9 protein-coding genes and 5 pseudogenes are annotated in these 11,495 nt (G+C 40.2%); all 14 read right to left on the minus strand.

Annotated features, from left to right (window positions below; all coding sequences use genetic code 11):
- Window positions 1-300: 300 nt before the first annotated feature.
- A pseudogene (locus tag HGT73_RS10100) lies at window positions 301-648 on the minus strand (hypothetical protein).
- A 74-nt stretch (window positions 649-722) separates the two neighbouring features.
- Window positions 723-1,085 carry a DUF6201 family protein gene (locus HGT73_RS15075; protein WP_407073154.1) on the minus strand — a complete coding sequence of 121 codons (363 nt, stop codon included), beginning with the start codon at window positions 1,083-1,085 and terminating at the stop codon, window positions 723-725.
- Entirely contained in the window at window positions 1,082-1,387 is a 306-nt protein-coding gene (locus HGT73_RS14945; RefSeq protein ID WP_338111607.1) for a DUF6402 family protein, read from the minus strand. The genes HGT73_RS15075 and HGT73_RS14945 overlap by 4 nt, the downstream gene beginning before the upstream one ends.
- A 65-nt stretch (window positions 1,388-1,452) precedes the next feature.
- On the minus strand, window positions 1,453-1,947 hold the full coding sequence (locus tag HGT73_RS14955; RefSeq protein ID WP_338111606.1) for a DUF6402 family protein: 495 nt from the start codon (window positions 1,945-1,947) through the stop codon (window positions 1,453-1,455).
- Between the two features lie 317 nt (window positions 1,948-2,264).
- Window positions 2,265-2,480 (minus strand): annotated as a pseudogene (locus tag HGT73_RS14855) (PAAR domain-containing protein).
- 769 nt (window positions 2,481-3,249) lie between these two features.
- On the minus strand, window positions 3,250-4,107 hold the full coding sequence (locus HGT73_RS10110; protein WP_214214400.1) for a hypothetical protein: 858 nt from the start codon (window positions 4,105-4,107) through the stop codon (window positions 3,250-3,252).
- 73 nt (window positions 4,108-4,180) lie between these two features.
- A pseudogene (locus HGT73_RS10115) lies at window positions 4,181-4,369 on the minus strand (type VI secretion system contractile sheath large subunit); the annotation flags it as partial.
- Window positions 4,370-4,900: 531 nt separating this feature from the next.
- A pseudogene (locus tag HGT73_RS10120) lies at window positions 4,901-5,167 on the minus strand (type VI secretion system baseplate subunit TssG); the annotation flags it as partial.
- Window positions 5,131-5,721, minus strand: a pseudogene (locus HGT73_RS10125) (type VI secretion system baseplate subunit TssF); the annotation flags it as partial. The pseudogenes HGT73_RS10125 and HGT73_RS10120, both read right to left, overlap by 37 nt.
- Before the next feature lie 78 nt (window positions 5,722-5,799).
- The gene (locus HGT73_RS10130; RefSeq protein ID WP_214214410.1) at window positions 5,800-6,954 is read right to left on the minus strand and encodes a hypothetical protein; all 1,155 of its coding nucleotides are present in this window, start codon (window positions 6,952-6,954) and stop codon (window positions 5,800-5,802) included.
- Window positions 6,955-6,957: 3 nt separating this feature from the next.
- The gene (locus HGT73_RS10135; RefSeq protein WP_214214412.1) at window positions 6,958-7,224 is read right to left on the minus strand and encodes a PAAR domain-containing protein; all 267 of its coding nucleotides are present in this window, start codon (window positions 7,222-7,224) and stop codon (window positions 6,958-6,960) included.
- A 554-nt stretch (window positions 7,225-7,778) separates the two neighbouring features.
- Window positions 7,779-8,540, minus strand: a complete 762-nt coding sequence (locus HGT73_RS10140) for a hypothetical protein (RefSeq protein ID WP_214214414.1) — start codon at window positions 8,538-8,540, stop codon at window positions 7,779-7,781.
- Window positions 8,524-10,434, minus strand: coding sequence for a lipase family protein (locus HGT73_RS10145; RefSeq protein WP_244968525.1), 1,911 nt, complete (start codon window positions 10,432-10,434; stop codon window positions 8,524-8,526). The genes HGT73_RS10140 and HGT73_RS10145 overlap by 17 nt, the downstream gene beginning before the upstream one ends.
- Window positions 10,431-11,495, minus strand: a 1,065-nt coding sequence (locus HGT73_RS10150) for a DUF2345 domain-containing protein (RefSeq protein WP_214214416.1), incomplete at its 5' end; no start/stop codon positions are given. The genes HGT73_RS10150 and HGT73_RS10145, both read right to left, overlap by 4 nt.

Consider the following 11,495-nt stretch of genomic DNA (forward strand, 5'->3'; position numbering starts at 1 on the left):
GATGCACACAACCACGGCCTCGGTATTTAAAACAGTCACCTTGTGCTGTATTGCCGTTCTTGAACGCTCTCTCTCTTCTTTTTGGTGTATCAGCTGGCACGGGGTCATATTTATTAAAATAGCTCATACCACCGATTTCAGGTTACATTGTATAAATGATCATACACAGCATTAAAAAGAAAGTGCTGCTGCTTTTTAGTTAAATACTGGTCCGGTATCCTCCAGCCATATAGTCATCTGCTCCTGAAGCTGCCTCATTCTCAGGAATTATGATTTTACTGACATGACGTTTTTCGGCCGTCACGGACGGGTTGTACCATCGAAATATTGCTGCTGCTTTAGATGTCTCAACAGAACCGGCCCCTCCGGCATAAACTCAGTGCCATAGCGCACCAGGCCAATCCCCTTGAGTTCAGTATCAATGGCATAGCGCAGCTCGCCGGGAGTATGCTGGTCGAGCAGGACAACGTTGATGCTTTTCAGGTGCGGCTCATATTTGAGTGACACCTAGGAAAACGTCTTCAGTAACTGATGCGCGGTGCCCGGCATGCCTTGTAAGATTTTGGTCATATCCGGCAGATGTGCCAGCGTGCCGACGGCTACAGCATCGTGGACGGCTGTCAACGCCTCCCAGGCAGTTATTGCCAGACGAACAATCAGTAAAATGTCGCTAGTGGAGTTTCCAGAACTCCTAACTTCGCCACTATCCCCCAGCTCAAAGGCTATTTATTTAACTCAAAGGACTCGTAACCATTTTTTCCCGGATAAAAGAGATAATGTTTTTCGTTGTAAATATATTCAATGCTATCAGAAGCGCCTAGGTTTGAGGTACCATAAAAAATAGAGGGTTTAAATATAATGCAGTGATTTTTATCGTAGAGAATAAAATAGTAATTTTCGTTTTGTAGGAGCTTGTAAAATGAATACGGTGATATGATTTTTGTTCTATACACTACGGCTGTAAATTTCTTATCAGGACTGATATGTGAGAAAACCTCATCACGATCACTCACGAATAATGTTGATGGTAAAAAAAACCATATTATAAATAGGATGGCGACAATAATTAACGCTTTCAGCCTCATAACTTTATTACCTTTTTGTTAGGTAATGGCTCAGTCCAGTATACGTCGGAGAAAACGATGTAGTCCCCTCCAGAGTTATGCTTTTTCTGCCATTTTCGGAAATATTCATTAAATACAGGAACAAACCCTGAAAATTTTCGGAATAGAAGCCCCCAAAAGCCTGACAAATAAGATGATAGATATACAGATGATTCTGCCTTGCTGAGAGTTCGGTCTTTACTCCAAATGCCTAAAGGTTCAGGATATCCATTATCAATAAAATCGTAAGTATCTTTTAAATAATAGCCAACCGATTCAACAATTTAAAATACACCTTCCTTACGTATTTCAGTATTCCCACGAATGCAGACCTTTAAGTTGATATTTCCTATAGCTCCATACCACTCATTAATAGTGTCTGTTTTTTTCCTATTAATGTTACATTGACTTGTGCTGTATCTTCCAGTTTCCTGATATTATCAGTGTAACCAATTGATACGTTCTTTTTTAGATAATCATCTTTTGGGGATAGTCTTTTTTTTAGTAACTCCCTACCTTTTGGGCTATCCCACGTGCTGCTTAAGGATTCGATTCCTTTAATTACTTGTTCAAACTGAATGGCCCAAGCCATTTTGACAATATCACAATTAACTACTCCATCAGGAATAGCCTGCGCCTTGCCATGCTGATATTGATCTTTGGTCTTTAAGGTAAAAACCAATGCTGGTTTTGTATTAAACCAATGCCTCATTAGCTTTGCAGCTACAGGCCATTTCATTTTATCCATGGCATCCGGGATCATGTCGATATGGAAAAAATTAACCTCAACCTTTTTTTCCTGCTTTTCTTTCTCATCTGTCGTTGCTGTCGTTGCCTGAACCATTATCGTGTCCCTGCTCTAATTTGAAAAACATAATCCAGAGCAACTGGCTCTGCGGCATCAGTATTCACTGAGCGAGTCAGTGAAGAGTCAGTAGTTGTCTGGATCACACCCGTTGTGGTGCTTACCCCAAATGATAAAAGGCAAGCCTAGGGCTGTTACCCATAATGAAACCCTGCGGTGATTTCCGGACCATTGCTATGCCGTCAGCGCCATGCCCACAACAATGATGGCAATCAGAAGAATCACCCAACGTAATATTGTTGGACGGGAAAAATTGTCTTGAGCTTCAGGGATTTCATCCAGATAAAACGGCATATTTAGTTAACATCTGCCATAGAAAAGGAGCTTATTAGCGTACAGTCACAGCTGCATTTATGACCTTCAAACGAAATAGGGATCCCATCTTCATCAAGATAGTGTGGGCTACCCTAATAAATAGTGGTATCTCTATGCTCAGGGCAGGAGACTTTATCCCCTTTACGAATAATTTTTAGCATTTGAGCTCCAATTTTTACTCGGCGATTAATGTTAATAACCTTATGCAGATAATAACCACTTCGCTTTAACCCAATATACTTTACTTTTTTCGCTGCTTAGCTTGTTATTAGGCTTATAAAAAATCTCAGAATTATCAATAAATGAGAAACTATCCCATTTTAATCAAATGAACTTTTATTTTTATTTATCAGGTAGAGTGTAAAATGATTTTCTATCAGAGAATTTATTCTTTAATGATTTCTATTTTTATCATTATTACCTCCAGATGTTAGCTCCTCATGATTTTTAATGTAATTTTATACGGTATATTATTTTTACTTGCTGGAAGTCGGTAAAAAGTATGTGAAAAATAATCATTCATTAGAAGAAACCGGATAAACATAAATTTACCAAAGGTTTTGATTTTTTTGGATTTTATTAATTATTTATTACTCTCAGTTACATTATGTATTTTACCCTCTGTGCCCGCAGGTAGAATTTTTATATGCAATTATTATTCACCTTAAAAATCATCAAGGCATTTTTTAATATCGTTATTACTCCTCAAATATAGATATTTAGTATTATTGAAAATAAGATATCATGGATGTATTCGAGTGATTTTTAAATACGAAACCCTTCACAATTTCAGGCAGTATTAGTTCATCATATGTCGTAAGAATTTTTTCTGTTTAGTCGGGAAATTTATTGAGAGTTATAAGACTTAGTAAGGTTAAAAATAAATCTAAGTTTATGTTATTATTTTAAGCCCAGCCATCCTGCTTTTAATCTGTCGATAACCCGGGTTATTGCTAGCTAAAAGATTCACTCTTTGAATATTTTATTTAAATATTTTTTAATCAATGTAGTATTTTTATAGTTGAACTTAGTTCCGTTTCCTTCACATCCGGATAGATTAACATCATCATTTATAGCAATGTTTTTCGAGATATCTCCTTTGTTATCGTAAGTATAAGCATAGACTTTATAGCAAATCCTATCATGAGCACTCCCCCATGATATTAAGTTTATAATATTCATTTCAGAAGAAAGAACCATGAAAAAAACAGATAAATTCACAGGAGACAGGTTGCCTTTAATTTTATAAGTATCAATAGTAGCATCGCCCAACTCGCTTTCTTTAACAAGATTTAGCCCCTTATCTGTAACATATTTTATATGTACATTTGGAACATCTTTCAAAACAAAGGGACCATCAGCAATAACTTCATAATTCTCTACGTAATCTTTACCCGTCCGGTTATCTTTTTTTACGCCTTCCCTCTCATGTCTACAGACCGAGTGATTAAGTGAAAGTGGCGTGTAAGGTGTTTTTGAATTCATTACAGCATAGGATTTTGCGAAAATATTAGATAGTTTCTTATCAAAAAAATAATAAGAATAAATAGTCATTACACCGTCACCTGTTTGTGACGACATTCCAATACTTATACCATCAGCCGTTCCCCACTTACAATAAAATTTAAGGCGGTCTCTAATAGTTACTGTATTTGCATTTCCTTCTAAAGCAATATCAATATTTTTTTGTCCATTAGAGTTTTTTGCTGTCAGTGTATAATATTTCGTACCATCAATATCTTCCATTCCTGGTTTTAAATAAAATTCTGTAGCATAAACATTTGTAGAGATAAAAATAAAAGTTAATAAGCTAAAATACTTCATTAAAGACTCCGTCACGTAACAATCTATTTAAATTTTCAAACCGATCATCGTAGTGATCATCATACTTATTAACTAATAGTTCATCTGCAGTCGCTTCCGACATCGCCTGTGCGTCCTGCCAGATTTCCAGCGCACTCAGCTCGGACACCGGGTTCAGATTAATTTTTTCAAACAGGGACGCATTAACCCCATCTGCAACAGAGCGTTCCAGTACCACGCTTTCGCCACTCGTCCCTTTCTCATTTTTTACCGACATCAGCATCTTCCCTCGGTTTATCGCTGTGCGCACTTTCAGACTAAAGTGATTTTCACACGATAATAGAATAATGATCGAATTAAGATCAGATAAACCGAATATTAAATGAAATATTTAAGAATTTTACACTAAAAGATAATGGTTGATTAAACTCTTATGAAAGTAAAATGAACTACCACTAGCTAACAAAGCAAAATATTTATATTGCAGTAGTAAAAACAAACGGATAATTGTTATCGAAAAGATTTTGAACTGATTCACATTAACATCAGGAGGGGGTTGAAACGCCCACGTCTTTTAAATATAGGATTTTAGATTAGAAATAGATAAAAGATGTAGAGAGCTATAGCCATAATAAAAACTCCAGAAACATAAGTGATTTTATATTTCAGCGAAGAACGTTTCATGAAGTCTTAGGATTGTATTGCGATCCTGTCAGGATTTCAGGGTATTATATTATTTTTAAATAAAGAGAAAATAATGTCCTGGTTATATCTTTCAGCAACAATTATTGAAGATGATAGAAAGTATGAGTTCTACTAATGTGGTGCGCACCGTCGGCGACCGGTCCGGATAATCTTTATCGGTTTCAACCGCTCTAAGTTCGCTGACCGGAAAGCCCATCCCCGGCCATGGGCGAAAACGTACCGGATCTGCGGAGAGTTTTTCGGTACTGCCGAGCTTTGGTGCTTCCGGGTTCTCCTGCTCCAGTAGCTGACAGAAGCGGTAGAAGTTAACCCGCCAGATATCGTCACGAAGCTGCTCCGTCAGCCCGGAATGTGCTGGCTGTGATTCTCTTTCCATCGTAGTCGTTTCCCTGTAGGTTGCAGAACCAGTGTGAGCTGATTAAAGAGGTGGACATCGGCATAGAGGGAAAAGAAGCGGTGCAGCATTTCCCCAAATAGGGTGACATCGCCTTCTCCGGAAAAATTGTCCGTATTAAGGGTGATTTCAATGTCCACTCCGCGCAGCATAAAGCCCTTCTCGAAGCGGCGGGTAAGGGTGTGTTTTACCGCCACAATCGCCTCCAGACGGCGACGGTTCATTTCATCATCGGTCCAGTCATAGAGTGCCAGCGTACCGCGCAGTACTTCCGGGTTATCCATCATGCTTAAAAAGCTTGAGCCTAGGTGGCTCATCACCCGCCAGTGGAAGCGGTCGTTCGCCGGTGGATACAGCGGCAGGGTCGGCACTTTCAGGTTCAGGACACTGACTGGCACTTTGCCTGCCTTCATTACCCGGTCAAGCAGGGGACTTTCCAGCGAGCGACGAGGCAGCTGGCCGTTGGTGCCGGTGATACGAATAGAGAGCGACTCCGGAGCCTGTGAAAGTTGCTCCCACTCGAATGACTTCCCCCCAGGATAAGCCAGGCGACTACCGCAGTAATAATTATTGTCAGCCCGAAACGCCCCCAGTTCCCACGCCATACAGTATCCTCAACTGCTTTCATTCTCATTCCCTGTTGTCACGGTATTAATAAAACGCTGCCCTTCACCTTCCGATAACATCAGACAGTCTGTCTTCAGTAGCTGTACCGCATCACTGACTATGGCAGTCATTATCCAGGGGGAAAATGGCCCGCAGCGCCCGGCATATGTCTCAAGCCAGTGCAGTTGTTCTGTTTTCCAGTACCCCTGATATAACTCACTGGCTTTAAGCATCAATGAAAACGACTGCCCCCAACGAACGTGGTCACCAATGACATGCTGAGTATTGATAGACTGGGTCTGAGTAGAAAAGTAGAGATCAAACTCACTGAGCATGTCATCGTCTTCCAGAGACATAGGACGGAGCAGACGTACGTTGTGGCCTAGTTCATATTTGGTCGCAACATCATCAGTTGTCAGCAACAGCGTAGCAAGCGCATCGCTATATCGATCACGACCACACAGCTGTTGCACTATGACAAGCTCAACAGAAATATCTGGCGTTTTAATTCTTTGTTCTACAGAATCAAAAGAAAGAGATCGCAGCACTGACAATGTGGGGGCAGGGCGCTCCGCTGGCATCAATTCACGCCAGCATTCATCAAAGATCGCTTTTAGCGCAGCGTCTTCCTCAGGTGAATCAGTTAGCAGAAATGCCTTCAATGCTATATCTGTTGGTAATCGGATCAGCGCAACTTTAACGCCGTCGAGCTGTTTTAATGACGCTGCTATGGCTGGGCTAATATCAAGCCGCCTGACCAACCCGTTGAATTCCTCTAATTCGGTACTTCCAGGTAAGAACATTGGCACTGTCAGTGACTGAGGCAGGATCACTTCACTGCCCATTACAGCCAGATAACGCCCGGCCCATTCGGTCCATCGCTGTTGAGAGTAGTCAGCTTCTTTCGATTCAAATTCGTGCTTATCAACACCATTGTTATAGAGCCAGGCTCTCAAGCAAATGCAAAAAATCCAGATAAGTGGTGGAGAGCCGGACACAACCCAAATATTGTAGCTCTGTCCTGCTCCCAGCAACTGATTAGCATGGAGAACGAAGATCAACCCTCCTGCGATCAAGGCAGCGAGGCCACCGATAAGCCAGATAAGAAGAGAAGGTTCTTCCGGCATCGGAGTAACATGTGATTTTTGACGCTCCCAACTCATTAATTATCCTATAGCGCAATCCGGCGCGCTGGAGATTACCTGACAACCACATTCACAATGGCAACCATCCACGACAACTGAATTACCATCAGAGGACCATTCAGGCGAACCCTCTATAATGGCATTTATTCCGTGGCCTTCTTTATGACAACTTACTTTATCTCCTACTAAGGCCACCTTTTTGTTATTAACTATCATAGTTGAAGAAGCAGAGATCACTTCTCCACCATGCGTTGTTTTATCTCCCAGCAATACAAAACCGTTAGACATATTGAAACCTCCGCAACCATTTACGATCTAAAAATAAAGCCAATAGCAAAATCAATTCAGCTGTATTTAAATCTTACACACCATTTAATATCGATATATTGACCAACTATTACGATAAACGGAGCAGATATCCACATCCAATAGCCTAAGGCATAAGAGATTATTAATCTGTCTCGACCTCCAGCGTCTACAATAATGCTTTTCACTCCTAAGAAAGAATCTGATACGGACTAACATTGCTGTCGTCCTGGCAGCTGTTCGGACTAACATTGCTGTCGTCCTGGCAGCTGTTCGGACTCATCATGAAGCCGACGTGGCGCAATAAGCTCTTTTACGGGTTTGGAGTCCCAGAGGGAAATCGTGCTGCCACGTCGGGTAGAACGCAGTAAAACTAATCTTTGTACAGCAACTACAAACATACAATAGAAAATATAAAGCAGCTAAAAAATATAGTGCTGAAATCCCGTAGAGAATTATTGAAAAATATTTCATAACCACCATATATTTTGATCGATAATTCAAATTTAAAATCATTATCTAAATACAAATAATAATCAATCACTACCTTTTGCAAGCAACTGAAGCTTTTTGTAATTAGGGAAACATGGCCCATTCTCAACGGTTCCATCTGGGTACAACACTGACATATATACCCCGACCTTTTGCACCGATGGCTCTGTGGCGCGTAAGGCTTTTAAAAAATGAAGCCTAGGCTCAAAAATAACTTCCTTTACCGATGTTGATTTATAAATCACATCAGGTGAGGACCTGACAATGGAATATTCAACGGAACTACCAATTTTCCTACGCTCTGTTATTAAAGGGAAATAATCCTCATTCAGAGTGACATTTCCATTAATAACTTCATATGATCCACTTAGCCGTTGAGGTGAATTTTCATCAAATACAATAATTTCTTTAATTGGAATGTTTTCAATTTTTTCATTTTTATCTGATGGGGGTTCTTTTAAATTAAACCCTAAGGTTATATTGCTTAATCGCCAATTACACTGCCCGCCACCATCGCGTGAAACGTCTAGATTAAATATACTGTCACCAGATACATGATTGAATTCTTTCTTGATAAAATGATACCCTGGTTCTTTTACTACATCTCCATTTGAATTTTTACGGCTCTTCAAGCAACTGGTTGAACGATACATAATTTCCAATGGCAGTATTTTACTGTCAGTAGGCATCTTTGCAATTACAGAAACCACTTCACTATCAGGCGGAGGATTCAATGACTCATCTTTATCACAGCCTAACAAAAAAAAAGGAAAGATAAATGCCATATTCTTAATTAATATTTTCATGTTCTTCCTTTGCAGTATTTTTAAATCTGACCAATGCATTCACCCAATTGCTCTCGGTCTTTGATATCCCTAATGTTTTTGGCATCATTTGTTGCAATGATAAAAAAATCTTATTCCTTTCCACTTCGTTTTTCGAGGTGTTTTCTGTTGATTTCGATGCATTATCAACAGTGCGTGAGAATTTATCTCGATTCGTTTTCCTTTCCATTTTCCGTTCAGGATCTAACAACTCAATCAACTCATTATTGATAAATGGCATGTATTTATTTGACATAGAGTGATTTTCTGGATTTGTCCAAGAGTCAAGATTTGGATTGGTATTTTTAGGAAAGTAATGCCTTAAACTCTCAGGAGATAAACATTTTACAAATTTATGTTGCTCTTCTGCTGTAGTGCAAAACATTTGTTCATTAAGTTCTGGAACAAGATATAGCTTACATTTATAAAATGAGATCTCTCTTATTGACATATAAGGGTTGCTAACGTCCATGCCTATAAGTGGCATTATTCTTTTTGAATATTTAACAATAGACTGCTCAGCCTTAAAAAAGCAGACAGTACTACCATGATGCCAATAAGGATCACCAAACTTAATTCCAGCACCTTGAATTTCCATAGCCCAAACAGAACCAATGAATCCATATACGACACCGTAGAGCCCCCAAAGGTCATAAAGTTTATTATCTAACTCTAGTTCCGGTGGAACGCTTGTCACTGAGTCTGAGTCGTTTACATGCCTATAATGAGAAATATTTTGCATCTCATTAATAGTCGATGCCGTAAACACTCGTGGCATCCCATATGTATAAATTACTGGTTGATAATCACGCAGTACAGTAGCATGAATTAGTGTCAACGCCCCGCCTAAACTATGCCCAGCAATAAAAAGCTCACGTCCATTGGATAAGCTCTGAATTTGCTTGAATTGGTCCCCGAATTTTTTTCCAACTAAATTAAAAGCATCTAAAAAACCTTTATGGCAATGACCTGCAGGCACTATATCTGGGCATGGTACCGGCCTGAATGTTCCATCAGCACTAAGATCTGCTAGTTTATCTGGCTCAGTACCTCTCCATCCTACTATTAGCTTAGTTAAATTACTGACGAAGAAAAGCTGTGTTCCTCCTTCCCCAATATCACCTTCCGTAGTATCGAGAAATACTGGATTTACATAACGTTCTCTGAACGGCACATCCACAGAAATGGTTTCATAGAGCATATATGGAACTTTAGATAAGTCTTGGCATTGGTCATTAAAAAAAGATAATACTTTTTCTTTGTCAGAATAAGCAAACTCAGCTAAAAGCCCCAAATTAAATGCATTTATAATAGAGTAATCTTTGGTATGATGAAGAAGGATATTCCATGCTCTAAATGGACATACCTTCACTATAACCCTAGAATTAAAGTAAATATTTGAAATGGTTAACCCGGAAAAATCAGGGTCAGGGAAATGAAAAGCCGGTAATTCTTTATTATTCCAGTCAGGAATGTTTGGTGCTTTATGGCACAATTGCCCTACAACAACATAATAACAAATATTATGAGTGTTGGCATCGACAGTCACTGGCGACATTTTCATAGAATAGGAGTATGTTCTTTCTATACTTAAAGGCCTTTGCTCCATTTCATCAACAAGTGCTTGAGCTTCAACAAAAAGAGTCAGATCAGGATGAAGCAAATCATCGATTCTCAAAATACCTTCTGAATCAGTAACTCCGCTATAAGGCTGAATAACTTTATCTCGGCTAGCCTCGTTTTCTCCCCGCCATGGCATGTTAGCTACTGCGTTATTATTCTCATCAATCAATTGAATCTCAATCCAGCATTTCTTTTGCGCTGGAGCTTGAGCTTTTCCGAATGTCCCTACCGCTGATGTTCTTGATTCACTCATGATGATACTTCTTGCTCGCTGTCAGTACTGCTTAAGGGAAACTCAATTTTCATTGATGATGGAGACGCAGTATAAATTGGCATAGTATTTCCGAGCTTATCTGTTGTCCCTGAGTAAACATCACCTTCAGCGGTGGTAACCTTATAATAGGTGTAAGGCATCACTTCACCCGTTTCCTGGTTAGTTATTGCAAATCCGCCTTTAAATCCTTTAGGCAGTTCCTGAGGAGACAGATTAAGATTTGCCGCCCCCATTTTTTGCACATTCGTTGCTTTCAGCAGGATATTTCCCGGACATCCAAGTTCAATATTTCCGCCACTGATCTTGATATAAGCCCCATTACAAACAAGGGTTAATTCCTTACTGGCATTTACCGTAACGTTACCGTTATTGCTGGTAACTGTGACATCCTTCAATGCCTGAATATTCAATGCATCGCCTTGCGCCTGCACATCCACTTTTCCCTGCCCTGCAAAAAGTTGTATCCCTGCTCGTTGTGCAAATAGGCTGACAGTTTTCGACGCCGCAACAGTTACCGACTGAGCTGCGCTTATGTCTGTATTGAGACCAGACACTATTCCTACACTTTGGCTTCCAGACGCAATCCGAACGGCTTCGGGACTGACCATCCCAATTCCCATCGGTGAATGGGCTAATATCCCTGGCTTTTGCAGTCCGGAGAGCGCATTATTCAGACTCGATTGGCTATCTGAATCTGCCGAAGTTGCTTTTGCTGTCTCAGCTGCTTTGCTCAGACTTTTTGCGAGGGCAAGAGCCTGTTCCAGCTGCTGTACAGCTTTACGCATATCGAGCATTACACCTTCAGCATTCGGTTGAGAATCAGCACTTAGTAAAATCCCTTTTCCCCCCCGAACAGCTACCCAATCATCAGTGCGTAACTCTGCACCTTCTCCTCTAACAACGCGCTCCTCATCGACGTTGTGCCCTAAATTAAGTTGGGTCTTACCACCGTACTCTGTACTAAGCTTGACGTGCTCTTCTCCGCGCTTGTCCTCCATCCGCAGCTTGTTCAGGCCAGCTGTGCGGATAACGTTACGCGT

This window comes from Rosenbergiella australiborealis (assembly GCF_018494035.1).
GTDB lineage: Bacteria > Pseudomonadota > Gammaproteobacteria > Enterobacterales > Enterobacteriaceae > Rosenbergiella > Rosenbergiella australiborealis.